The organism is Nonomuraea spiralis, assembly GCF_014648435.1.
GTDB classification, from domain to species: domain Bacteria; phylum Actinomycetota; class Actinomycetes; order Streptosporangiales; family Streptosporangiaceae; genus Nonomuraea; species Nonomuraea spiralis.
Window position 1 is genome coordinate 443,565 of sequence record NZ_BMRC01000007.1, and the last position, 24,030, is coordinate 467,594.

Here is a 24,030-nt window from a genome sequence, read left to right on the forward strand (position 1 = left end):
GATCGACAGACGCTTACCGCCTGGTGAGGGCTTCGGACTCCCAAAGATCGCGGTAGTAGCCCGGCACGGCCACGAGCTCGTCGTGGCGGCCCCGCTGGACGACGCGGCCCTCGTCGAGCACCACGACCTCGTCGACGGACTCCAGGCCCTTGAGCCGGTGGGTCACCAGCACGGTGGTGCGGTCCCTGATGACGTCCAGCAGGTCGGCCATCAGGCGGTCGGCGGTCTCCTCGTCCAGCGCCTCGGCGGGCTCGTCCAGCAGGAGGACGGGCGGGTCGTACAGCAGTGCCCTGGCCAGGGCCAGGCGCTGGAGCTGGCCGCCGGAGACGGTCCTGCCGTCCTCGCCGAGCTCGGCGTCCCAGCCGGTGCGCTCGACCCACGGGCCGAGCCTGGCCTCCCGTACGGCCGCGCCCAGCCGTTCGTCGTCGGCCTCCGGCCCGGCCAGGCGGAGGTTGTCACGCAGGGTGGTGCGGAAGATGTACGGGTCCTGGGTCAGGCCGGTCATCAGGGTGCGGACGTCGTCGCCCGACAGATCACGCAGGTCGGCGCCGTTGACGCGGATGTTGCCCGACTCCGGCTCGGCCAGGCGCATCAGCGCGGCCAGCAGCGTGCTCTTGCCCGCGCCGCTCGGGCCCACGATCGCGACCCGGCGGCCGGGCGTCAGACGCAGGGAGACGCCGTCGAGGGCCGGCCTGGCGGCGCCGGGGTGCCGTACGACGAGGTCGTCGACCTCGACCGTCAGGGGAGCGGAGGGCACGGGCGCGGGCGCGGCGGGCTCGGCGACGGCCGGGGCGGCGGCGCGCACCTCGCGCAGCCGCCGGATCGCCGCGGTGATCCCGGCCATACGCTCGCCCGCCGCCGCCAGCGGCAACACCGGCTCGAACGACACCAGCGCGGTGAGAGCGAGCACCGCCGTGGCGACCGAGCCCGCGCCCGCCCCCTGGGCGAGCAGCACGATGGCCGCCACCGTCAGGCCCTGCGTCAGCGTGCCGACCGCCAGGGCGGCGGCGTGCACGCGCGACTGGCGGCGCTCCAGCGCGGCCAGCGTCTCGTCGGCGGCCAGCGCGCCGGTCAGGGCCCGCTCGCCCGCGCCGTAGGCGGCCAGGTCGGCCGAGCCGTGCACGAGGTCGGCCACGCGGGCCGCCAGCGCGGCCCTGGCCGGGGCGATCCGCGCCGACCAGCGGCGCGCGGCGGCGGCGGTCGCGGCGGGCAGCAGCACCCCCGCCACCACGAGCCCGGCCAGCAGTACGAGTGCCGTCACCGGCAGCACGGTCAGCCCGATGACGACCGCGGCCAGTCCGGTCAGGAGGGCCGCGGCGGCCGGGAGCAGCGCGCGCACCAGCAGGTCCTGGACGGCCTCGGTGTCGTCCACCATGCGGCTGAGCAGGTCGGCGCCGCCGTGGCGGGGACGCTGGGGCGGGATCAGCGCCTCGTAGAGCCGTTCGCGGGTGCCCGCCTGGGCGCGCAGGGCCACGTCGTGCCCGGTGAGCCGCTCGGCATAGCGGAAGACGCCCTTGCCCGTCGCGAACGCCCTGGTCGCCACGATGGCCACGCTCAGCGCGGCCAGGGACGGCTGCTGCGCGGCCCTGGTGATCAGCCAGGCGGCGGCCGCGATGAGCCCCAGCCCGGCCAGGTCGGCGGCGGCGCCGGCCAGCACCGCCCAGGCCAGCCGCGTGCCCATGCGCCGGCTCATCGCCCGCTCCCCTCAGGAAGGGAGGCCACGCCCTGCGGCTCCCTCATCGTGCCGCCGTCCGGGTCGGCGGGTGGCCGGTCGCGGGTGGTGTCGGCGACGATGCGGCCCTCGTGCACCCGTACGACCCGGTCGGCCAGGTCGATCATGGCGGGCCGGTGCGCGACGATGACGGCGGTGCGTCCCCGTGCCAGGTCCGCGGTGGCGGCCACGACGGCGGCCTCGCTGCGTCCGTCGAGGCGGGCGGTGGGCTCGTCCAGCAGCAGCGCCGTGGCGTCCGGGCGGCAGAAGGCGCGCGCCAGCGCCACCCGCTGCCGCTGGCCCGCCGACAGGTTCGCGCCGCGCTCGCCGACCACGGTGCCGAAGCCCTCGGGCAGGCCGTCCACGAAGTCGGCGTGCGCGTCCGCCGCCGCCTTCCTGACCTGCTCCTCGGTGGCCCTGGGCGCGCCGAGCCGGATGTTGTCGGCCACGGACGTGGTGAACAGGTGGGGCCGCTGCGGCACGTACGCCAGGGCGGCGCGCCAGCTCTCCAGGTCCAGCTCGCGCAGGTCCGTGCCGCCGACCAGGACGCGCCCCTCCTGCGGGCGTACGAAGCCGAGGACGAGGCTCAGCAGCGTGCTCTTGCCGCCGCCGCTCTCGCCGACCAGCGCCACCCGTTCGCCGGGGGCGATGGTGAGGGTGACGTTCTCCAGGGCGGCCTCGTCCCTGCCGGGGTAGCGGACGGTCACGTTCTCCAGGCGGATCTCGGGGGCGCCGTGGCCCTCGTACGGGCGCGCGGCGCCGGGGGCGTCCCCGGCCTCGCCGTCCAGGACGGAGAAGGCCGCGTCGGCGGCGGCCACCCCCTCCATGGAGGCGTGGAACCGGGTCCCCATGGCCCGCAGCGGCAGGTACGCCTCCGGCGCCAGCAGCAGCACCAGCAGCGCCGTCGTCAGGTCCAGCGACCCGCCGAGCAGCCGCAGCCCGATGGGCACCGCCACCAGCGCCAGCGACAACGACGCGCACAACTCCAGCACCAGCGACGACAGGAACGCCACCCGCAACGTGCGCATGGTCGCGCTCCGGTGGGCGTCGGCGACCTGCCGGATGACCGTCGCCTGATAGCGGGCCCGCCCGAAGGCGCGCAGCGTCGGCAGCCCGCGCACGACGTCGAGGAAGTGCCCGCCGAGCCGCGACAGCGCGTGGAACTGCCGCTCGGTCACGGTCTTGGTCGTCATGCCGACCAGCGCGCCGAAGACCGGGATCAGCGGCAGCGTGATCAGCACGATCACCGCGCTCCCCAGGTCGGCGGTGAACAGCCGGACCAGCACCGCCACCGGCACCACCGCCGCCACGGCGATCGAGGGCAGGTAGCCGGTCAGGTAGGCGTCCAGGCCGTCCAGGCCCCGGCCGGTCAGGGTGACCAGCTCGCCCGACCGGTGGCCGGTCAGCCTGGACGGGCCCAGCTCGCCCAGGCGGGCCAGCAGCCGGTGGCGCAGCGCGGACTTCACGCCCGTCGCGGTGCGCCCGGCGAAGACGCCCTGCGTCCAGGCGAGCAGCGCCCGTACGCCCACCACGGCGGCGAGCGCGCCCAGCGCGGCGGCGGTGAACCGGCCGGACAGCACGCCGGCGAGCAACTCGGCCTGCGCGAGCACGAGCAGCCCGGCCAGTACGGCCGCCACCATGGTGACGGTCAGGTGGCGGCGTACCGAGCGCTCGGCCCGCATGAGCCGCAGGAGATCCTTGTGCACGTGGCCTTCAGAAGAACGAGGGGAGTGGGACGGCGCCCTTACCTGGCCGGAAAGTCCGCCATACCCATACTTGCGCGCCCAGCATGACCGGCGCGAACGGCAACGCCATGACACTGAGCACATTCAACGTAGCCGCAGGAGCGCTGTGCTCCAGCAGGTACGGCATCGCCCCCACGAGCAGCCCGGCCGCCGGCAGCGCCGAGACCAGGCCCGAGAGCAGCAACGCCCGCCCCGACCGTACGGCCCCGAACGCGCCCGGCGTGCGCCAGGCCAGGAACGTCCACCCGTGGAAGGCGAACAGCAGGGTCACCAGCACGCCCAGCAGCACCCCGACCGGATTCACCGGCGAGGAGGTGAACCCCGTGGCGGCCGCGTACAGCGTCATCCCCCATCCGAACGACAACCCCAGCGACCCGAACGCGATCAGCGCGTCCCAGAACCCGCGCCAGCCACCGCCGTCCAGCCGGCGCCGGAACCACAGCCCGGCGTCGCGCACGATCCAGCTCAGCAGCATGGCCACGACCAGCGGGTAGAGCCCGAACAGCACCTCGCCCTCCAGCCGCGGGTACACCCCGAACAGCGTCCCGGCCACCGCCACCAGCCACACCTCGTTGGCCAGCACGAACGGCGCCATCGCGGCCACCATGCGGTCGCGGCTCTCGCGTGTCCTGCCCAGCACCGGCAGCAGCAGGCCGACGCCGAGGTCGAAGCCCTCCAGGGCGAAATACCCGGTCAGCAGCACCGCGAAGAACAGGAACCAGATCACTTCCATGTCAGCACTCCTAGTGGCTCAGCGCCGGGGCGGGCTCGGCGCCGGCGGGTGACGCCCCGAGGTCGAGGCCGTACGGGCCCCGCCGGATCACCCGGGCGATGAGGACGTAGTCGACGACCGCGAGCAGCCCCAGCACGGTGGCGAACCCGATCAGCGAGGCCGTGACCATGCCCGAGGTCAGCCCCGGCGTCAGCGCGTCGGCCACGGTGAGCTTGTGCCACACCATCCACGGCTGGCGGCCGATCTCCCTGGCCATCCAGCCCAGGATCGCCAGCACGAACGGCAGCGGCGTCATGATCATCAGTACCGGATGCGTCCAGCGCCAGCGCGGCAGCCAGTAGATGATCGGCAGGATCAGGAACAACAACACGAACGCCAGGAGCTGGCCGATCTCGATCATGAGACCGAGCGGCACCGCCCCTCCGCCGCCGCCGTCGAACTTGCCCTCCTGGATGCCGCCGAACTGCGCGTATCCGAAGCCCATGGCCAGGAAGGCGCCGAGCGCCGCCACGCCGACCCCGGTGCGCAGCGACTTGCCGAAGAAGAGCGTGTCCTGCGTACGGCGCCGCAGCCGGTACGCGCTCGCCCCGGCCAGCACCAGGCCGCCGGTGAGCAGTCCCGCGCCGATGACGTGGGGGAAGGAGAAGACCAGCGTCTTGTTGGTCAGCAGGGCGCCGAAGTCGACCAGCTCCAGCCGTCCGTTCCTGACCACCGAGCCCGCCGGGTTCTGCAGGAAGGAGTTGGCGACCATGATGAAGAACGCGCTGGCGTACGCGGTCAGCGTCACCAGCCAGATGCAGGCCAGGTGCAGCCACTTGGGCAGGCGTCCCCAGCCGAAGATCCACAGTCCGAGGAAGGTGGACTCCAGGAAGAAGGCCACCAGCGTCTCCATGGCCAGCGGCGCGCCGAACACGTCTCCGGCGTAGTCGGACAGCCCGCTCCACGACAACCCGAACTGGAACTCCATCACCAGTCCGGTGACGATGCCCAGGGCGTAGTTGATGACGTAGACCTGCCCCCAGAACCTGGTCATGCCTCCGTGCAGCGCGCTGCCTGAGATGACGTGGCGGGTGTGCATGAGCGCCACGATCGGCGCCAGCCCGAGCGTGAGCACGACGAACAGGAAGTGCAGGCTTCCCGTCACGGCGAACTGCGTGCGGGCGAGTTCGAGTACGTCCATTCCATCGACTCCGTTGTTGTGTCTACCTACATATAGGCAGCCTACATGTAGACTGGCTACATGCGAACCGGTTGTCTAGGATCTAGGGCATGAATCCAGACGCGCTGCGCGGGCACATGGACGCGTTGCTGCTCTCGGTGCTGGAGCGGGAGCCGCTGCACGGCTACGCGATCATCGAGGCGCTCCAGGAGCGCAGCGGGGGTGCGCTGAGCGTGCCCACCGGCACCGTCTATCCGGCGCTGCGGCGGCTGGAGCGCATCGGCTACCTGGCCAGCGAGTGGGCGACGGTGGGCGGGCGCAAGCGGCGCACGTACCGGCTGACGGACTCGGGCAGGAAACAGCTCGAAGGGGAGCGGTCGGCCTGGCGGGAGTTCGCCAGCGTGATCGGCAGCGTGCTCCAGGGCGAGGCGCGCGCCTCAGGGTGAAGTGCGGGCCTCAGGGCTGACGGGGTCGGTGACGGGTCAGCGGGCGCGGGTGACCCGCAGGCAGCGGGTCGCGCCGTAGATCTGCAGACCCCAGAACGCGGTCGTGACCAGATTGGCCAGGAACGCGGGCAGGTAGCTGGTCATCGTGCCCGGCCCGGAGGGGCCGTAGGACAACGCCAGGCTCATGGCGCCCGCGATCGGCAACATGCCCCACACGACGACGCCCAGCGACCGGGTGACCAGGCGCGGGCGGCGGATCCAGCGGGCGCCCCGGCCCAGCGCCAGCAGGGCGACGCCGCCGTAGAGGCCGGTCGCGAGCTGGCAGATGTCGAGCAGCCGCGAGACCACGTGGTACCAGGCGGGCCGGCCCACCCAGACCGACGGGTCGGTGGGGTAGACGCGCCACACCACCGACCACATGAGCGCGGTCAGCGGGACGCTGATGAACAGCAGCAGTCCGAGCCGGCGGCCGGCCACGGCGGTGAGCTCGGTCTGGTAGCTCGGCGCGATCTCGGCGACCGGGCCGAACTCCGCGACCGCCAGCCGTTCGGCCTCGGCGCGTTCGAGGCCGTCGGCCTCCAGGGCGTCGGCGGTGTCGGACAGGCTGTCCCGCGCTTCGACGACCAGGTCGCGCTTGGGGCCCGACGGCCCGGACAGTGCGCGATCGAGGTCGGCCACGTAGTCGTCGATACGCATGATCCCCAGTCTACGGAGAACGCCGCCCGTGGCCTATCGGGGATATCCCCGATATTTCGCCCGGCGACTTGATATGTCGGAAAAATCCTACGTATAGTGGCTGACGTGCTGATTTCTGGGATCCTCACTGTCACCGTGCCCGTCGCCGACCAGGCGCGGGCGCTCGACTTCTACACCGGCGTGCTCGACTTCGAGGTACGCACCGACAACCCGTTCCCGATGGGCCGCTGGCTCACCGTCGCGCCCAAGGGGGCGGCGACCACGCTGCTGCTGGCCTCCTGGTTCCCCGGCATGGCCCCGATCGGCGGCCTCGTCGTGTCCGCGCCCGACCTCGACGCGCTGGCCGCCCGGCTCGCCGCGAACGAGGTCGCCCACGAAGGGCCGAGCGAGGAGGCGTGGGGCCGCCAGCTCCTCTTCCAGGACCCGTTCGGCAACGGGTACGTGGTCAGCCAGGCATGACCGCCGACCACGTCTTCACCGCGCTGGCCAGCCCGGCCAGGCGCGAGCTGCTGCGGCTGCTGCTCCAGGAGGGGCCCCAGCCCGCCGGGCGGCTGGCCGAGCGGTTCGACATGAGCCGGCCAAGCGTATCCGAGCATCTCAAGGTGCTCAGGGACGCCGGGCTGGTGGCCGAGGCCCGCAAGGGCCGGGAACGCCACTACCACCTGGAGGCGGAGCCGCTCATGGAGATCCGCGACTGGCTCACCCCGTACGAGAGGTTCTGGCGCGAGAAGCTGGCCGGCCTCTCCTCGCTGCTGGACGAGATGGAGGAGGACGATGGCTGAGGACCGGAGCGCGATCCGGCTGGACGAGTTCCTCGCGCACCCGCCGGCCAAGGTGTGGCGGGCGCTGACCGATCCGGAGCTGATGGCCCGCTGGCTGATGCCCAACGACTTCCGGCTGGAGGTGGGGCACCGGTTCACGTTCACCACGCAGCCGAAGAAGGCGGTGGGGTTCGACGGGGTGGTCCACTGCGAGGTGCTGGAGTTCGAGACGGAGAAGCTGCTGCGGATCAGCTGGAGCGACCGCAAGCAGGCCGACTGGACGGTCACCTGGCGGCTGGTCCCGGAGGGGCGGGGGACCCGGCTGTTCCTCGACCACGAGGGCTTCGATCCCGACGACCCCGTGCAGCAGCTCTCCCGCAAGATCATGGGCGGCGGCTGGCCCCGCCACTTCACCACCATCGCCACCCTCGCCGAATCCCTCTGACCCTGACCCGCCCCGGGCCCGGCGCGCCACGGGCGGGCGGGGTCAGGTGCCGGTCGGGAGGCCGAGGTGGGACAGCACTTGTGCGGCCAGCTCGGGCGGCGGCCGGTCGTCGGTGTCCACGCGCAGGTCGCCCGCTCCCGCCCGGTCGAGGGCCGCGGCCTCACGCGCCGCCCTCGCCGCCACGGTGCGCAGGGCGTCCCGGCCCAGCCCTCTCAGCTCGTCGCCGGGCGTCGCGGGCCCGCCGCCCCGGCCGCGCAGCAGGACCCGTTCGAGCAGCGTGGCCGGGGAGGCGTGCAGCCGGAAGACGGTCGGCGCCAGATCCGGGAGCAGGCGGGCGTACGCGCGGACCGTCTCGTCGGAGTCCGCCTCGCCCGAGACGACCAGGTACGCGGCCCCGTCCGCCCGGTAACCGGCCCACAGCGCGGCGAGCCCGCGGGCCTTGAGCCGGCGGCCCTCGTCCGCACTGGACGGGCGCAGCGCGGCGATCTGCCGGAGATCGACGTAGGCGGCCCGTACGCCCGACCGGTGGATACGGCTGAACACCTCGTAACCGACCGTCGACTTCCCGGACGCCGTCGCACCCGAGAACCACAACAGAGGCACCCGCGCCCGCCCGGCGGCGGCGACACCACCGCCCTGAACGACGGGCACGCGTCCGGGGGCGGGCGCGGCGGTTCCGAACGCGGCGCCGAGCCGTCCGAGCACCAGCTGGGCCGCCTCCGCCACCGTACGGCCGCCGGTGTCCACGCACAGGTCGGCGTACCGGCTGCCCTCCTGCGCCGCGGCCTCGGCCACGGCCGCCTCCACCAGGTCAGGACGCCACCCCCGCCCCAGGAACCGTTCCCGCAGCTCCTCGGACGGGACCCGCAGCCGGCACACGGTGAACGCCGCGCCAGGCAGCAGCTCGGTGTACTCGCGCACCTCCTCCGGCGTGTCCACGAACCCCGCCAGCACCAGGCACCGCATCCCCTCGCGCAGGAACCCGGGCCACAGGGCCGCCAGGTTGCGCGCCCGGACGCGGTGGGTGCCGCCCTCCGGCTCGGGATGGCACAGGCTGATCTGATCGGCGTCGACGAACGCCGCCTTGACCCCGCCACGACCGAGCCGATCGAAGATCTCCCAGCCGAGCGAGGACTTCCCGACGCCGGTGGGCCCCGACAACCAGAGCAACGGCACGCGATCAGTACGCATCGGCCGCGACCCTAGCGAGCCCGCTCCGTCGCCCGCCACCACATTTCCGGCCCCGGAGCCACAAACCCCGAGGCCGGCGCGGCTACTGGTGGATGACCGGGTTGTGCTGGTCGGCCTGGCGGGCGGCGTGGGAGGCGGAGCTCCACAACACCGCCGCCACCGTCAGCGCCGCCAGCAGCGTGAACCAGGCGACCGCTCGCCCGAGCCGCATCCCGTACCCCCACAACAGCCACGACAGGGACAACCACCAGTGCTCACCGGCCTGGCGGCGCATCTCCATGGCGGCGAAGGCGAAGTCCGCCGAGGTGTCGCGGTCCTCCACCCGGCCGCGGAGCTCGGCGTAGAGGGTGGCCAGCCGGTCGGGGGTGGTGGCCGAGCCGCCGGAGTCGTCCCAGCCGCGCAGGGCGCGCTCGTCGGCCAGCGCGCTGCGCCGGGAGAACCAGCGCACCATCGGGCGGCGCAGGCTGACCCGCACGCCGCGCGGCGTGAGCGCGAACGTGCAGTCCCTGACCCGTACCCCGGCCGGGTGGGTGAGCCCGGCGAAGCCGCATCCCGACAGGTCGAGGCCGGTCAGCGTGAGGCTTTCGGCGTCCACCTGGCGAAGGGAGCTCAGCGTCGACAGGCCCTTGCCGGTCACCGACGCGGGCCCGTGCAGCACGGCGCCCTCCACGTCGGCGCTGGAGTCGGTCAGCCGCACCGTGGTGGCCCCCGTCACCTCGACCCGCCGCAGGTCCACGCCGCAGCGCGCGACGGTCACGTCGAGCAGGCCGTCCGCGCGGGCTCGCGCGACCGAGAGCCTTCCGGTGGCCGACAGGTACGCGTCACCGGCGAAGTGCGCGTACTCGAACCCGGCCTGCCCGCGCACCTTGCGGAAGGAGACGGTACGGCCGAACCTGGCCCCCCGGAACGTGCCACCCGTGCCCATACGCGCGTCGTCGAAGGTGGCGTACCCGTCGAAGCGGGCGCCCTCGCACGACAACCCGCGCTCGAAGACGGCCTGGCCGAACAGCGCGTCGCGGGACATCACGGCCCGGTCGAGCGAGACGTGCCCCCGGGCGCGTACGCCGTGGAAGGACAGCTCGCGGGTGAACCTGGCCCCCGCCAGAGACACGTTCCCCTCGAAGAGCGCCCCGAAGAACGAGGCCAGCCGTTCGAACCTGGCCCCGTCGAGCGACACGTCACCGGCGAACGTCACGCCCGACAGCCGGACGTCGCCGGTGAACCTGACCCGGTCGAGCCGGGTACGGCCCGGTCTGCAGCCCGTCGCCTCCAGGACCCGCGACAGCAGGTCGGCGGTGACGGTCGTGCCGCGGAGGTCGAGCAGCCTGCCGGGGGACAGCCGGGTGAGGACGGCGGGCAGATCCTCGGCCGGCAGGTGTGCCATGCATACGCCGGACGGCTGTTGGGCGATTCCGGGGCAGGCAGCAGAAAACGCGCAGGTGACCCAGTCCATGCACTGGTCATACCCGCGCGCGCGGATGTCAAGGTTCGATGATTTAATGTTCTATCCACTTTTGTGTGGAAATATGCGGTCAATAATCCCTCTAAAGTGCCGGTCATGCGCGTTTTATCCCGAGCAGCACTCGCCGCCCTCGTGGCGGGCACCCTGACCGCCACCCCGGCCATCGCCGAGACGGCGGCGGCGCCCTGTGACACCCCGGCCGACCGCCGCGTCGCCGAGGTGCAGGGCAGCGGCGCGGCCAGCCCCCTGGCCGGCCAGACCGTACGGGTCGAAGGCGTCGTGACCGGCGACTTCCAGCGGACCGACCAGCTCAGCGGCTTCTTCCTCCAGGACCCGAACCCGGACGACGACCCGGGCACCTCCGAGGGCCTGTTCGTCTTCGCCCGCGAGTCCTTCAAGGACGTCAAGGTCGGCGACCGCGTCCTGGTCACCGGGAAGGCCGTCGAGTACAACGGCTGGACCGAGTTGTCCCCGGTCACCGCCGTGGACGTCTGCGGCACCGGGAACGTCGCGGCGCAGCCGTACACGCTGCCGCCCGCCGGGTCCGCGGACGGGCTGGAGCCCGTCGAGAACATGTTGCTCACCTTCCCGCAGCCGCTCACCGTGGACGACAACTACAACCTGGGCCGCTTCGGCGAGGTCACGGTGTCGGCGCACGGGCGGCTCTACCAGCCCACCGACCGGCCCGGCGTGGACCCCGCCCAGGACCTGCGCCGTTCGCTGCTCATCGACGACGGCTCCAACCGGGAGAACCCGGCCACCCTGCCGCCCGTCACGCGCGCGGGCGCCGTGGCCGCCGGCATCACCGGCATCCTCGGGTACGGCTTCGGCGAGTACCGCCTCCAGCCCACCCGGCCGATCGCCTACCTGGACGCCAACCCGCGCACGCCGCGCCCGTTCCCGGTGGTCGGCAACGTGAAGGTGGCCTCGTTCAACACCCTGAACTGGTTCACCACGATCGGCTCGCGCGGCGCGAGCAACGCGAACGAGCAGCAGCGGCAGCTGGCCAAGCTGGTCGCCGCGCTGAAGGGCCTGGACGCCGACGCGGTCGCCCTGATGGAGGTCGAGAACAACGGCCAGACCGCGCTGCAGGCGCTCGTGGACGCGGTCAACGCCGAGGTCGGCGCCGGCACGTACGCGGCCCTCACCCACCCCTACCCCGGCACGGACCTCATCCAGGTCGGCCTGATCTACAAGCCGGGCAAGCTCACCCCGGTCGGCGAGACGAAGGCCTCCCAGGACCCCGTCTTCAGCCGCCCGCCGCTGATCCAGACCTTCCGCAGGAAGGGCGGCGGCCAGCCGTTCACCATGATCGTCAACCACCTCAAGTCGAAGGGCAGCTGCCCGGCCGACGGCCCCGACGCCGACCAGGGCGACGGCCAGAGCTGCTGGAACCCCACCCGCGTCAAGCAGGCCCAGACCCTGCTGGACGTCATCGGCGACCAGGACCTGCCCAACCCGCTCGTGCTCGGCGACCTCAACGCCTACGGCGAGGAGGACCCGATCGACACGCTGGAGGCCGGCGGCCTGACCAGCCTCACCAAGCGGTTCGTGCCCGAGCGGCAGCGCTACAGCTACCTGTTCGACGGCCTGGCCGGCGAGCTCGACCACGCCTTCGCCGGAAAGCAGCTGCTCAAGCGGGTCACCAGCACCACTATCTGGCACATCAACTCCGACGAGCCGCGCATCCGCGACTACAACACCGAGTTCAACCCGCCCGGCCTCTACCAGCCGGACGCCTACCGCTCCTCCGACCACGACCCTGTGGTCATCGGCCTGACCCTGCCCGGTGGTCACTGACCTCCGGCACCGATCTCCAGCCGAAGGCGCGGCCTTCCGGCCGCGCCTTCGGGCGTTCCAGAATCGCCTGCGGGACGGGGCTTGAGGGCGCCCAGGGCATGGAATGCTGATGACGGGTACGTGGTTGACACGGTTGCAATTTCACCGAAGAGCGAGGAGCCACTTGTGGCGACCATCGAAGTAACAGAGAAGAACTTCAACGACATCGCCGACAAGGGCATCGTGCTGCTCGACTTCTGGGCGACGTGGTGCCCGCCCTGCAAGAAGTTCGGGCCGATCTTCGAGACGGCCTCCGACAAACACGAGGACATCACCTTCGGCAAGATCGACACCGATGCGGAGCAGGCGCTCGCCCAGGGCTTCGACATCACCTCGATCCCCACGCTGATGGCGATCCGCGACGGCATCGTCGTCTTCGCCCAGGCCGGCGCGATCCCGAGCCCGGCGCTCGAAGACCTCATCCGTCAGGTCCGGGCCCTCGACATGGACGCGATCAGGGCCGAGCTCAGCGAGGAGCTGAAGAACGCCGAGCAGTCCTGACCCTGGCGGGCCCCGCCGGCACGGCGGGGCCTTCGCGTCCCGCGACCCCCGCCAGCGCGGCGACCAGCGGGAACGCCGCGATCACCACGAGCGTGCCGGGCAGCCCCAGCCCGCGTGACAACGCCCCCGCCACACCGAGCCCGATCCCGCCGCCGACGAAGAACGTCAGGTTCAGCAGGCCCATCGCGCCGCCGCGCCGCTCCACCGGGAAACTCGCCGACATCCGGGCCGTGATCACCACCTGAGCCAGCGAGAACGCCGGGAATCCGAGCGAGGCGGCCACCACGAGCACCACCGCCGCGACCGCCCGCCCGTCGCCCAGCACACCGGCGATCCCGGCCGTGACCAGGCTGCCGGCGAAGACCGCGGCCACCGCCGGCAGCAGCCAGGCGCGGGTGCCCGCGACCCTGGCCAGCACCACGCCCACCAGCGCCCCGGGCAGCAGCCAGGCGCCGATCGTCAGCACGCTCCACCCGTGCACGCCGGCCAGGAGCTGCGGGGCGGCCCACATGGTGGCGAACAGGCCGCCGTACACACCGACGCCGATCAGGGCGGCCCTGCGGAAGACGCGGTCGGCGGGCAGGTCGCGCGGGACGAACCCGTCAGGGGTCGTACGCCCGCGCCGGACCAGCGCCGCCCCGGCGAGCGCCGCCACCACCCCGGCCGGCGCCGCGACCGGCCAGGTCAGGCCCAGGTTCGCCGCCTGCACCAGCACCAGGAACGCCGACACCGCCGCCGCCAGCAGCCCGGCCCCCACGACGTCCACCCGCCCGCGCGAGCCCGCCCGGCGCGCCAGCGGCAGGCAGAACGGCATCGCCACCAGCGCCAGCGCGGGCAGCGCCAGCGTGAGCCGCCACGACAGCGCCTGGGTGACCAGCCCGCCGGCCAGCGTCGCGCCCGCCGAGAAGACCGCCATCGCGCTGCCGAACCAGGCCAGCACCGCCGGACGCCGCTCCGGCTCGGCCGTGGCCGCCAGGCTCAGCGCGACCGCCGACAACGCCCCCGACCCGGCCGCCAGCAACGCCCGCGCCGCCACGAGCGCGCCCAGCGACGGCGCCACCAGACAGGCCAGCGCCCCCGCCGCCAGCACGGCCGAGCCGAGCAGCAGCGTGCGGCGCACCCCCCAAGCGTCCGACAATCGCCCGAACAACGCCGTCCCGATCCCCAGCGCCAGCGCGTGCGCGGTCAGCACCCACACCACCGCGCCCGGACGCGCCTCCAGGTCGGCGGCGACGTCGGGCAGGGCGACCCCGGCCGCCGTGACGCCGAACACGGCCGGGCCGAACAACGCGCCCAGCCTGATCCCGATGAATCCACTCCCGTTCATGCGGGCCAGTCCATCGCGGGAAGAGCGGGCGAACCAGGAGACGTTCTCCTGGACAGCCATCACGAATCATGATGAATGGAGACCCAGTGGAGCTGCGCCAGCTCGCCTACTTCGTCGCCGTCGCCGACGAGGGCGGCTTCGGCCGGGCCGCGGAGCGGCTGCACATCGTGCAGCCCGCGGTCAGCCAGCAGGTGAGCCGGCTGGAACGGGAGCTGGGCGCGCGGCTGTTCGACCGTTCGACCCGGCACGTACGGCTGACGGAGGCGGGGGAGCGGCTGCTGCCCGAGGCGCGCGAGGTGCTCGCCGCCGCCGACCGGGCCCGCCGCGCGGTCACCGGCCACCTGGCCGAGGCCACGTTGCGCCTCGGCGTGTCCTCCGCGCCCGGCACGCGCCTGTACCCGATGCTCGACCGGCTCGACCCCGGCCTGCGGGTCCGGCTCAGCAAACAAGGGCTGGCCGAACGGCTGGCGGCGGTGCGCTCGGGCGACCTGGACGCCGCCCTGGTCCGTCTCGTGGACGCCGCGCCCGGCCTGGAGTTCTTCCCCGCCTGGACCGAGCCGCTGGTCGTGGCCCTGCCCGCGGACCACCCGCTCGCCACGGCCGGACCGCTCAACCTCGGTGATCTCGGCGACCTGCCCGTACGGCTCGCCCTCCGCGAGCGCAACCCGCCCTTCCACGACCTGGTCACCGGGGCCCTGGCGCGGGCGGGTGTGGACCCGCCGCGCGGCCCGGCCTTCACCGGCCTGCACGACACGCTCATCGACCTGGCCGCCGGGCCGCCGTCGTGGACGTTGTTCTACCCGGTCTTCGACGAGTTGCCGCCGGTGCGCGGGGTGGCCTACGCCGTACTGGCCGAGCCGGAGGTGGCCACGTACCTCGCGGTGCCGGCCGGGCCGCCGACGCCGCGGATCAGGCAGCTCCTCGCGGCCCTGCCGTGATCGCGGGTTGTCAGGGCCTGCGTCAGGGCCTGCATCAGGGCCTGCGGCCCACGCCGACGTAGCCGACGTCGGTGCCGTTCGTCAGGGCGGACGGCTCGGTGGGCCGCCAGTCCTGCGGGAACACCAGGCCGGGCGCGGCCAGCTCGTAGCCGTCGAAGAAGCGCAGGATCTCCTTGTCGGTCCTGAGGCTGAGCGCGGCCGTGGCCTGGTTGTAGACCCGCATGGCCTGCGGTGTGGTGTCGGGCCTGGCGTCGATGGCGTGGCTGATCACCAGGTGGCTGCCGGGCACACTGGCCTCGCGCAGCCCGGCCACGATGGGGTCGGCCTGCTCGTCGGGGATGAAGTGCAGGATCGCCAGCATCAGGAAGGCGACCGGCCGGCTGAGGTCCACCAGGTCGCCCAGCTTGTCCAGCAGGACGTCGACCTCGCGGATGTCGGCCTGGAGGAAGTCGACGTCCGCCGCCCGGGCCAGCAGCGCCCGGCCGTGCACGCACACCACCGGGTCGTAGTCCACGTAGACCACGCGCGCCTCGGGGGCGATCTCGTGGGTGTTGCCCTGGGTCGGCAGCCCGGCCCCGAGGTCGACGATCTGCCGTACGCCCGAGTCCACGACGTGCCGGACGGCACGCTGCAGGAACGCCCGGTTGGAGCGGGCCGCCTCCTTGGTGTTGGGGAACACCTTGAGGATCTGCTCCGCCGCCGCGCGGTCGGCGGCGAAGTTGTCCTTGCCGTCGAGGTAGTAGTCGTACATTCGCGCGACGTTGGGGACGTTAGGGTCGACCCCCTCGGGGGCAGTGTCCACGTTTTCTCCCGAAATTTCGGTCTTTCGGGAGATCATAGCCTTGCCGGGGTCACCCGCACCGGAATTCCGTTCGGTTGCTTCCCGCCGCGGCGCGCCCCGGAGGACGCGCCGCGCGGAAGGGCTCAGCGCCGGTGGCGCACAGCCCCGACGAAGCTCCCCCGATGAAGCTCCCCGACGATGCTCAGCCCCGGTAGAGCTCAGCCCCGGTAGAGCTCGGCCACGCGGAAGGCGAGGTCGAGGGACTGGCCGCGGTTGAGGCGCGGGTCGCACGCGGTCTCGTAGCGGGTGCCGAGGTCGCCCTCGACGATCTCGTGGCCGCCGCCCACGCACTCGGTCACGTCGTCGCCGGTGAACTCGATGTGGATGCCGCCCGGGTGCGTGCCGAGCGCGCGGTGCACCTCGAAGAAGCCCGCCACCTCGTCGAGCACGTCGTCGAAGTGGCGCGTCTTGTGGCCGCTCGGCGCCTCGAAGGTGTTGCCGTGCATCGGGTCGCAGATCCAGGCCACCTGCGCGCCGGAGGCGGTGACCTCCTTGACCAGCGCGGGCAGGTGCTCGCGGATCTTGGACGCCCCCATCCGGGTGATGAAGGTGAGCCTGCCGGGCTCGTTGTCCGGATTGAGCCGCTGGATCAGCGCGAGCGCCTCGTCGGGCGAGGTCGTCGGCCCGAGCTTGACGCCGATCGGGTTGCGGATGCCGGCGAAGAAGTCGACGTGCGCGCCGTCGAGCTGGCGGGTGCGCTCGCCGATCCAGACCATGTGCGCCGAGACGTCGTACGGCAGGCCCGTACGGGAGTCGATGCGGGTGAGCGCCCGGTCGTAGTCGAGGATGAGCGCCTCGTGGGAGGAGTAGAACTCGACCGTGTGGAACTCCTCGGGCTCGGCCCCGCAGGCCCGCATGAAGGCCAGCGCCTGGTCGATCTCCCTGGCGAGCTGCTCGTAGCGGCGCCCGGCGGGCGACTCGGCCACGAAGTCCTGGTTCCAGGCGTGCACCTGGCGCAGGTCGGCGTAGCCGCCCTTGGTGAAGGCCCGCGCCAGGTTGAGCGTCACCGCCGAGGAGTGGTACGCCTTGAGCAGCCGCCACGGGTCGGGATTGCGCGACTCGGGGGTGAACTCGAACCCGTTGACCATGTCGCCCCGGTAGGCCGGCAGCTCCACGTCGTCACGGACCTCGGTGCCCTTCGACCGAGGCTTGGCGAACTGGCCCGCCACGCGCCCGATCTTCACGACCGGCACCTTCGCCGCGTAGGTCAGCACGATCGCCATCTGCAACAACGTCTTGAGCTTGTTGCGCACGTTGTCGGCGGTCGCGCCGGAGAAGGTCTCGGCGCAGTCGCCGCCTTGCAGGACGAACGCCTCGCCGCGCGAGACGGCGGCCAGCTGCCTCTTGAGCTGGTCGCACTCACCGGCGAAGACCAGCGGAGGCAGGCCGCCGAGCTCGGCGACGACCTTGTCGAGCTCGCCGCGGTCGGGCCAGTCGGGCTGCTGCGCCGCGGGAAGTGCTCGCCAGGAATCGAGATCCACGAGATTGCTGCTCACGAGATACGAGGGTATTTCATCGGGTCGGCCCCACCGACCCTCTTGTCCACGTTGTGAGAATGCATTTATCAGGCTTCGGGAGACTTCACATGCTCAGGCAGCACTCCCAAGCCGATGAAACGCCTCGGCAGCCGGTTGAACAGCGGAATTTTGGTCACGTCCCGAGGCATCCGGGAGGCGTTGAACCCGCGGCCCAGCGCCGGGGTGATCACCCGGTTCTGCACCAGCCTTTGGGCCGCCTGTGTGATCCGCGTGGGCAGCATGCGCCGGCGCTGCAACCGGTGCAGCGTGGACTCCGGGATCGGCACGCCCGCCGCGAGCGGCGCGGCCAGCAGGTTGGCGGCGGCCACCGCGTCCTGCACGGCCAGGTTGATGCCCACCCCGAACACCGGCGACATGGCGTGCGCCGCGTCCCCGATGCACAGGAACCCCGGACGGTGCCAGCGGCGCAGCCGGTTGAGCGCGACCGTGAGCACGCTGACGTCGTCGAAGCCGTCGATCTCCCCGACCCGATCCCGCAGGAACGGCAGCAGCGTGGCCACCGGCTGCCTGAGCGCGTCGATGCCCTGCTCGGTCAGCCGCCCGAACCCGCCCTTGGGGATCAGGTACGCGAGCTGCCAGTAGGTCTCCCGGTTGATGGCCACCATCATGTGGCCGCTGGAGATGCGCAGGAACGTGTCGCCGGGGTCGTCGTCGTGCCGCGGCAGCCGGAACCAGACCACGTCCATCGGCGCGCCCAGGTCCTGGGGCACCAGGCCGGCGCCGGCCCGCAGCGTCGAGTGCCGCCCGTCGGCCGCCACGGTGAGGTCCGCCCTGATCTCGTGCTCGCCGGACGGGTCGCGGTAGCGCACCCCGCGTACGACGCCGTCCTCGCGGATCAGGTCGTGGGCCTCGGCGTTCATCAGCAGCCGGAAGTTCGGGTAGGCGCTCGCGGCCGTCGTGACGAGCTTGAGGAAGTCCCATTGGGGCACGAACGCGATGTAGTCGTAACCGCCCGGCAGGTCGCGCAGGCTCGCGAGCCGGATGTCGCCGACGTCGGTCGCCAGCCTCAGCTCGTGGGTCTTGCGATGGGGCAGTTTCAGGAACTCCTCCACCAGCCCGAGCTCGTCGAGCACGCGCAGGGTGGAGGGATGGATCGTGTCGCCGCGGAAGTCACGCAGGAAGTCGGCGTGCTTCTCCAGCAGCGTCACCTCGACGCCGGCCCTGGCCAGCAGTAGTGCGAGCACAGCGCCCGCCGGGCCACCCCCGGCTATTACACAAGTCATAATTCATCACCCAATGAGATTGTTGCACATCTGCGGAATTGGGCAAGCGCGGGGGCCATCCGGGGTGCCCGAACGGCCGAAGTAATGGCGTGAGCCGCCTGTCACCGCGGGAGTCGACGATGGACGACGACCTCCATCCCCTTTCCGGGGCCTACGCCGTGCACGCGCTGCCGTACGGGGAGTGGATGCTGTTCGAGAGGCATCTGCGTGGGTGCGAGGGGTGCGCGGCGGAGGTGCGGCGGCTGCGCGAGACGGCCGCCAGGCTCGCCGAGGCCGTGGCCGAAGCCCCACCCCCAGCCCTCCGCCCCCGCCTCCTCACCACCGCCACCCGCCACCGGCCCCCTGCCCCCGCCCAACCACCCCTCCTCCCTCCTCACAGCCCCCGCTCCCATCCGCCCCTCCCCGACGCGCCGCCCTCCGTCGGGACGGCTCCCGCCGCGCCGCACCCGCCCGGCGCGGTTCTCCCGGCACCGGGTTCCTCCGGGGGCGGTGTGTCGGAGGGCGAGCCGGGGACTCTGGTCCTTCCGCCCGGGGTCGTTGAGGGCGCGCGCCGGCGGAGGGGGAGGCCCGGCACGGGCGAGGGCAAGCGGATGCGCCGGGGCAAGAGGACGGCCCGGGGCGCTGCGGCGGGGCGCGGCACGGCGGCTGCCGAGGCCGGAGCAACCGAGTGGGCGCGGGGAACGGCGGAGGTGGTGAAAGACGGGCGAAGGATGTCTGGGGTGGTGAAAGGCGGGCGGGGGGCGGCCGGGGTGGTGGCTGTGGCGGTGGCGGTGGCGTGCGCCTTCGGGGTGGTCGCCTACGCGGCCCGCCGGGACCTGGCCGAGCTGCGCGTACGGCAGGCCGACCTGACGGCCGTGCTCGCCGCCCCCGACGCCGAGACGGTACGCGAGCCGGCCACCCCGGGCGGGACCGGCACCCTGGTGGTCTCCCGGGCCAGGGGGCGAATGGTGTTCACCTCCTCGGGCCTGCCCGAACTGCCCCGGTCGAGAAGATACGAGCTGTGGCTGATGGGCCCGGACGGCGCGCGTCCGGCCGGGTTGCTGGAACGGACGCCGGGCGGGATCACCGCGCCGGTCCTGGCCGCGCCCGGCCGCGCGGATGACCGGATCGCGCTCACCATCGAGCCCGCCACGGGCTCGCCCCGCCCCACGACCACCCCGATCCTGCTCGCCGCCCTCCCCTCCACCTGAACGAACCGGGTCCGCCTGAACGAGCCGGGTCCGCCTGAACGAGCCGGGTCCGCCTGACCGAGGCGGGGTCAGGAGGGGAGAGGCGGGCGGCCGTAGCGGGTGGTCCAGGTGGTGTAGGCCGGGCTCCGGGACGCGACCGCGGCGTGCGCGGCCCGCGCGCTCTCCAGCAGCGCCGGCGCGTGCGCCGCGAACGACGACCGCCAGATGAGCACCTGCCGCATCCACAGCGGGTTCCCGCGCAGCGACAACACCGCCACCCGCTCGCCCGGGTCGTAGAGCGCCTGGCAGGCCGACACCGCGTGCCCGGCCGCGATCAGCTCCCGCCGTACCCCGGCCTCGACGAGCTGGTACCGTCCGCGCGGCGTGAAGCCGGCCCGCCCGCACGCCTCCAGCAGGTGCTCCGGCCAGCCCATCCCGTCGGGCGGCGGCAACACCCACGGCTCGCCGGCCAGCTCGGCCAGCTCCACCTCCGTACGCCCGGCCAGCGGATGGGCGGCGGGCAGCGCCACGAACACCGGCTCGACCGCCACCACCCCCATCCCCATCGACGGGCCGGGCCGCAGCTCGTGGTCGGGGTAGTCGGCCACGAGTGCCACGTCGAGCCGCCCGTTGGCCACCATGTCCACCAGGACCCGGACGAAGTGCTCGGTCTGCAGCGTGATGCGCGCCTCGGGCAGCGCGCCGGCCAGGTTCGCGACGAGGGGCACGACGACGGGGTTCTCGAAGCTGCCCACCCGGATCGCCTGCCCGGCCAGCTCGTACGGCCCCGCCGCCAGCAGGTCGTCCACCCCCGCGAGCACCACCCGCGCCCTGGCCAGCACGAACTCCCCGAACGCGGTCGGCGCCACCCCGCGGTGGTCCCGGGTGAAGACCGCGCCGCCGAGCAGGCGTTCGATCCGGCCGAGCTGGGCGGTCAGCGCGGGCTGCGAGACGCCGAGCGCAGCCGCGGCCCGGGTCACGCTGCCCTGGTCGGCAATGGCCCTGAGTGTCCGGAGATGTCGCAGTTCGAGCTGCATCCCGCTGAAGGTATCACTCCGGAGTTATGCCCTTATGGGATGAGACTGCCGGATCTAGGGGGCCGATAGTGCATGACATGCGTAAATTCGCGGCCCTGGTGCTGGCCGCCGCCGTCTTATATGTCCCATCCGCCCACGCGAGCGCGGCCGCCGCGCCCGGTACGGCCACGGTCGCGCCGGTCCAGGTCACCGGCGCCCCGGCCAAGCGGTTCAACCTGATCGTCATGGGCGACGGCTACACCGAGGCCGACCAGGCGAAGTTCCGGGCCGACGTGGACCGGCACCTCAACGTGATGTGGTCGATCGAGCCGTTCAAGACCTACCGGAACTACATCAACGTCTACCGGATCGACATCGTCTCCGGCGAGTCCGGCGTGAGCTGCGACCCCGGCCTGGACGCGCCCCGCCGTACGACGCCGCTCAGCATGGGCTTCTGGGGCGGCTGCAACCCGGGCAGCGTCCAGCGCCTGATCACCATGGACAACGCCGCCGCCAACCGATTCGCGAACCTGGTCACCGGCACCGCCTCGGGCAACCGGCAGATCCTCGCCCTGGCCAACAGCGGCACGTACGGCGGCGCGGGCGGCAGCTACGCCACCGCCTCCGGCAGCAACTCCATGTCCGCCCTGATCAGCCCGCACGAGCTCGGCCACTCCCTGGGCGGCCTCCAGGACGAGTACGACTACTACCAGCGCGGCGTCCCCGGCGGCACCTACACCGGGTCCGAGCCCTCCAGCGCGCACCACAGCCTGCTGACCGAGCAGCAGATGCTCGACCAGCGCAGGAAGTGGTGGCGATGGCTGGGCGAGGACAGCGAGTCGGGTGGCCCGATCGCCCGCTACGAGGGCGGCATGTACTACACCGCCGGCGTGTGGCGGCCGAGCCGTCACTCCATGATGAAGACCCTCGGCTACTACTTCGACCAGCCCAGCCGCGAGGTCATGACCCAGCGCATCACCGCCAAGACGACGCTGATCCAGGACTCGGCGCCCACGTCCGCGCCCGTCGGGGCCGACCGGGTGCTCTGGATCGAGCCGATGCGCCCGGTCGGGCACGCGCTGACCACCACCTGGACCGTGGACGGCAAGGACCTGCCGGGCGACGCCGACGCCCTCGACCTGCGCACCCTCGGCCTCACGCCGGGCACGCACACGGTCACGGCCACGGTCGCCGACCCGACCGCGTTCGTCCGCGACCCGGCGATCCGGACCGCCATGACCAGGTCGCGTACCTGGACCGTGGACACCGCGCTGACCACCCCGCCCGACGGCGTCGAGGCCGGCGTCGTGTCCTCCACGCCGACGGACCGCCCGCTCGGGCGCGCCGACGTCGCCTACGTCGAGACCACCCACCCCGCGGCGGCCGTCCCCGCCGTCACCTGGGCCGTGGACGGCCGGCAGGCGGGCACCGGCACGGACTTCGACCTGGGCGCGGCCGACCTGCCGGCCGGCTCGCACACCCTCACCGCCACGCTCGGGTCCACGACGCTGACCTGGCAGGTGGACGCCACCGCGCCCGCCACCGGCTACGAGCTGTCCGAACCGCTCGCCCGCTCCGGCGACACCTACGTCTACAACGCCCCCTTCACCATGAAGCTCACCGGCGACGACGACCGCGACGGGTACGTGGTCTCGGAGTCCCGGGTGGACGGCGACGGCTGGTTCAACTACTTCGGCTGGCCCACCTCCTCCGAACTGCCCTGGACGTTCACCGAGGAGGGCACGGTCATCGACTCCCTCGTCTACGGCAAGCTGCCGCGCGGCCGGCACACGGTCGAGTACCGCTCGATCGACGCCGCCGGCAACTACGGGCAGGCCAAGAGCTTCACCGTCACCACCATCGCCCCGCCGCCCGCCTGCGACCGCACGGTCACCGGCGCGCACCGGGGCCCGCTCACCGTCGCCAACGGCGTCACCTGCCTGAAGGACGCCCAGGTCACCGGCCCGGTCACGGTCAAGGCGGGCGCCTCGCTCGTGACCGACGGCGGCCGCATCAGCGGCACGCTCACCGCGGCCGGGCCCGCCGCCGTACACCTGATCAGGACCCGGGTGGACGGCGCGCTCAGCGTCACGGGCGCGCGGCAGCTCACCGTCGTGGGCGCCGAGCTGCGCGGCGCGGCGGTGCTCACCGGCAACACCGCCCCGATCCTGTCGGGCGCCACGGTCAAGGGCGCGCTCGCCTGCACCGGCAACAGCCCGGCGCCGGCCGACCTCGGCGTGCCGAACCAGGTCACCGGCGCGGGCGCAGGTCAGTGCGGCAAGCTCTCAGCGGGCGTCAAGGGCAAGCCGTACGAGGCGGTCCAGGACCTCCGCCAGTGAGCTGACGGCCAGATCGCGGACCCTGGCGTACTCCGACTCGGGGTACTGCCGGGGTCCGTTCTCGACCAGCAGGATCAGGTAGAGGTAGGCGCGGTAGAGGTCGAGCCGGGCGCGGGCCGAGGGGGTGAGCTCCAGCGGCGTCACCTCGCGGTAGCCGGCCAGCAGCGGGTCGTCCTCGCGCAGCTCACCGAAGATCGTCGGGGTGACGAACTCGGCGATCGGGTCACCCCAGAACGCCCGCTCGTGGTCGATGATCGCCTGGATGCGCGGCTCGCCGGTCAGGTCGAGGAAGACGTTGCCCGCCCACACGTCGAAATGCACCAGGCACGGCGTCGTCACCTCGTCCAGCACCGGCGCGGCCCGCTCGAACACCGCCATGATCTCGGCCGCCGGGCGCGGCAGCGGCGCCGGGTAACGCTCGGTGTCGCCCAGCAGCGCGCCCGCCATGGCCAGGAACGCCTCCCGCCAGGTCGCGCCGACGATCCCGGCGTGCGGGTAGCCGAACACCTCGCCGGTCACCGCGTTGAACGCGGCCAGATGGCGGCCGAGCTCCCGGCGCAGCGCCTGCTCGCCCTCGGGCTTGACGTCGTTCCAGGAGACGCCGTCGAGCGCGGTCAGCATCAGGTAGTCGCCGCCGAGCACCGGATCGTCGAACCCGGCCACCAGCAGCTCGGCCATCGGCACGCCCGCCGCGGCCGCCAGCTCGTAGGCGGCGGCCTCCATGCGCAGCAGGTTGCGTTCGTAGCTGAGCTGGTCGAGGTCGGGCGAGGGTGACAGCTTGAGCACCACCTCGCGGCCGTCCTCCAGGGTCAGCCGCCACACGGCGTTGGCGTAGCCGTCGGTCAGCTCGGTGGCCGTGAAGACGCCCGCCCCCACGGCCCGCCGGGCCAGCGCGTCGAGCTCGGCCGGCGATAAGCGGCGCTTGGTCCTACTGTCCACGCGGGCCCCTT

General features: G+C 72.8%; 22 protein-coding genes. 9 read left to right on the forward strand and 13 right to left on the reverse strand.

Annotated elements, in window-relative coordinates:
* Positions 1 to 13 precede the first annotated feature (13 nt).
* Genes cydC through IEZ27_RS20305 form a run of 4 tightly spaced genes read right to left on the reverse strand, consistent with a single transcriptional unit; the run spans position 14 to position 5,369 of the window.
* The gene (gene cydC / locus IEZ27_RS20290; protein WP_229824147.1) at positions 14 to 1,693 is read right to left on the reverse strand and encodes a thiol reductant ABC exporter subunit CydC; all 1,680 of its coding nucleotides are present in this window, start codon (positions 1,691 to 1,693) and stop codon (positions 14 to 16) included.
* Positions 1,690 to 3,417, reverse strand: a complete 1,728-nt coding sequence (gene cydD, locus IEZ27_RS20295; RefSeq protein ID WP_229824148.1) for a thiol reductant ABC exporter subunit CydD — start codon at positions 3,415 to 3,417, stop codon at positions 1,690 to 1,692. Before cydD ends, cydC begins: the two co-directional genes overlap by 4 nt.
* Positions 3,418 to 3,424: 7 nt before the next feature.
* Entirely contained in the window at positions 3,425 to 4,189 is a 765-nt protein-coding gene (locus tag IEZ27_RS20300) for a cytochrome d ubiquinol oxidase subunit II (protein ID WP_125639032.1), read from the reverse strand.
* 10 nt (positions 4,190 to 4,199) lie between these two features.
* The gene (locus IEZ27_RS20305) at positions 4,200 to 5,369 is read right to left on the reverse strand and encodes a cytochrome ubiquinol oxidase subunit I (RefSeq protein WP_189648671.1); all 1,170 of its coding nucleotides are present in this window, start codon (positions 5,367 to 5,369) and stop codon (positions 4,200 to 4,202) included.
* Positions 5,370 to 5,458: 89 nt separating this feature from the next.
* On the opposite strand from IEZ27_RS20305, the gene IEZ27_RS20310 reads away from it, so the two are divergent.
* Entirely contained in the window at positions 5,459 to 5,794 is a 336-nt protein-coding gene (locus IEZ27_RS20310; RefSeq protein ID WP_189648672.1) for a helix-turn-helix transcriptional regulator, read from the forward strand.
* A gap of 36 nt (positions 5,795 to 5,830) precedes the next feature.
* On the opposite strand, the gene IEZ27_RS20315 is transcribed toward IEZ27_RS20310, so the two are convergent.
* A complete protein-coding gene (locus tag IEZ27_RS20315) occupies positions 5,831 to 6,490 on the reverse strand; it encodes a permease prefix domain 1-containing protein (RefSeq protein WP_189648673.1) in 660 nt (219 codons plus the stop codon).
* 105 nt (positions 6,491 to 6,595) lie between these two features.
* Between IEZ27_RS20315 and IEZ27_RS20320 the strand changes: the two genes are divergently transcribed.
* Genes IEZ27_RS20320 through IEZ27_RS20330 form a run of 3 tightly spaced genes read left to right on the forward strand, consistent with a single transcriptional unit; the run spans position 6,596 to position 7,696 of the window.
* Complete coding sequence (locus IEZ27_RS20320; protein ID WP_189648674.1) at positions 6,596 to 6,949, forward strand: VOC family protein; 354 nt, start codon at positions 6,596 to 6,598, stop codon at positions 6,947 to 6,949.
* Positions 6,946 to 7,272, forward strand: coding sequence for an ArsR/SmtB family transcription factor (locus IEZ27_RS20325; protein ID WP_189648675.1), 327 nt, complete (start codon positions 6,946 to 6,948; stop codon positions 7,270 to 7,272). Before IEZ27_RS20320 ends, IEZ27_RS20325 begins: the two co-directional genes overlap by 4 nt.
* Positions 7,265 to 7,696, forward strand: a complete 432-nt coding sequence (locus IEZ27_RS20330; RefSeq protein ID WP_189648676.1) for an SRPBCC family protein — start codon at positions 7,265 to 7,267, stop codon at positions 7,694 to 7,696. Before IEZ27_RS20325 ends, IEZ27_RS20330 begins: the two co-directional genes overlap by 8 nt.
* 42 nt (positions 7,697 to 7,738) lie before the next feature.
* Here IEZ27_RS20330 and IEZ27_RS20335 read toward each other — a convergent pair whose 3' ends face one another.
* Positions 7,739 to 8,887 carry a DEAD/DEAH box helicase family protein gene (locus tag IEZ27_RS20335; protein ID WP_189648677.1) on the reverse strand — a complete coding sequence of 383 codons (1,149 nt, stop codon included), beginning with the start codon at positions 8,885 to 8,887 and terminating at the stop codon, positions 7,739 to 7,741.
* 82 nt (positions 8,888 to 8,969) lie between these two features.
* A complete protein-coding gene (locus IEZ27_RS20340; RefSeq protein WP_189648678.1) occupies positions 8,970 to 10,271 on the reverse strand; it encodes a pentapeptide repeat-containing protein in 1,302 nt (433 codons plus the stop codon).
* Between the two features lie 174 nt (positions 10,272 to 10,445).
* On the opposite strand from IEZ27_RS20340, the gene IEZ27_RS20345 reads away from it, so the two are divergent.
* Positions 10,446 to 12,149, forward strand: a complete 1,704-nt coding sequence (locus IEZ27_RS20345) for an ExeM/NucH family extracellular endonuclease (RefSeq protein ID WP_189648679.1) — start codon at positions 10,446 to 10,448, stop codon at positions 12,147 to 12,149.
* Positions 12,150 to 12,314: 165 nt separating this feature from the next.
* Entirely contained in the window at positions 12,315 to 12,689 is a 375-nt protein-coding gene (locus IEZ27_RS20350) for a thioredoxin family protein (protein ID WP_189648680.1), read from the forward strand.
* On the opposite strand, the gene IEZ27_RS20355 is transcribed toward IEZ27_RS20350, so the two are convergent.
* Positions 12,655 to 14,076, reverse strand: a complete 1,422-nt coding sequence (locus IEZ27_RS20355) for an MFS transporter (RefSeq protein WP_229824149.1) — start codon at positions 14,074 to 14,076, stop codon at positions 12,655 to 12,657. The genes IEZ27_RS20350 and IEZ27_RS20355 overlap by 35 nt on opposite strands.
* Before the next feature lie 26 nt (positions 14,077 to 14,102).
* Between IEZ27_RS20355 and IEZ27_RS20360 the strand changes: the two genes are divergently transcribed.
* A complete protein-coding gene (locus IEZ27_RS20360) occupies positions 14,103 to 14,954 on the forward strand; it encodes a LysR family transcriptional regulator (protein ID WP_189648681.1) in 852 nt (283 codons plus the stop codon).
* A gap of 34 nt (positions 14,955 to 14,988) precedes the next feature.
* Here the strand turns inward: IEZ27_RS20360 and IEZ27_RS20365 are convergent, their stop codons facing one another.
* The 3 genes from IEZ27_RS20365 to IEZ27_RS20375 all read right to left on the reverse strand — a co-directional run bounded on the left by IEZ27_RS20365 (position 14,989) and on the right by IEZ27_RS20375 (position 18,556).
* Entirely contained in the window at positions 14,989 to 15,756 is a 768-nt protein-coding gene (locus IEZ27_RS20365) for an SAM-dependent methyltransferase (RefSeq protein ID WP_229824150.1), read from the reverse strand.
* A 197-nt stretch (positions 15,757 to 15,953) separates the two neighbouring features.
* Positions 15,954 to 17,291 carry a class II 3-deoxy-7-phosphoheptulonate synthase gene (locus IEZ27_RS20370; protein ID WP_189648683.1) on the reverse strand — a complete coding sequence of 446 codons (1,338 nt, stop codon included), beginning with the start codon at positions 17,289 to 17,291 and terminating at the stop codon, positions 15,954 to 15,956.
* Between the two features lie 68 nt (positions 17,292 to 17,359).
* The gene (locus tag IEZ27_RS20375; protein ID WP_189648684.1) at positions 17,360 to 18,556 is read right to left on the reverse strand and encodes an FAD-dependent oxidoreductase; all 1,197 of its coding nucleotides are present in this window, start codon (positions 18,554 to 18,556) and stop codon (positions 17,360 to 17,362) included.
* A 722-nt stretch (positions 18,557 to 19,278) separates the two neighbouring features.
* Here IEZ27_RS20375 and IEZ27_RS55580 point away from each other — a divergent pair.
* Positions 19,279 to 19,746 carry an anti-sigma factor gene (locus IEZ27_RS55580; RefSeq protein ID WP_407672844.1) on the forward strand — a complete coding sequence of 156 codons (468 nt, stop codon included), beginning with the start codon at positions 19,279 to 19,281 and terminating at the stop codon, positions 19,744 to 19,746.
* A 68-nt stretch (positions 19,747 to 19,814) separates the two neighbouring features.
* Here IEZ27_RS55580 and IEZ27_RS20385 read toward each other — a convergent pair whose 3' ends face one another.
* Positions 19,815 to 20,762, reverse strand: a complete 948-nt coding sequence (locus IEZ27_RS20385) for a LysR family transcriptional regulator (protein ID WP_125639081.1) — start codon at positions 20,760 to 20,762, stop codon at positions 19,815 to 19,817.
* 77 nt (positions 20,763 to 20,839) lie between these two features.
* Here IEZ27_RS20385 and IEZ27_RS20390 point away from each other — a divergent pair, with 77 nt between their 5' ends.
* Positions 20,840 to 23,080 carry a M64 family metallopeptidase gene (locus IEZ27_RS20390; protein ID WP_189648686.1) on the forward strand — a complete coding sequence of 747 codons (2,241 nt, stop codon included), beginning with the start codon at positions 20,840 to 20,842 and terminating at the stop codon, positions 23,078 to 23,080.
* On the opposite strand, the gene IEZ27_RS20395 is transcribed toward IEZ27_RS20390, so the two are convergent.
* Complete coding sequence (locus IEZ27_RS20395; RefSeq protein ID WP_189648687.1) at positions 23,027 to 24,019, reverse strand: phosphotransferase family protein; 993 nt, start codon at positions 24,017 to 24,019, stop codon at positions 23,027 to 23,029. The genes IEZ27_RS20390 and IEZ27_RS20395 overlap by 54 nt on opposite strands.
* Between the last annotated feature and the right edge of the window lie 11 nt (positions 24,020 to 24,030).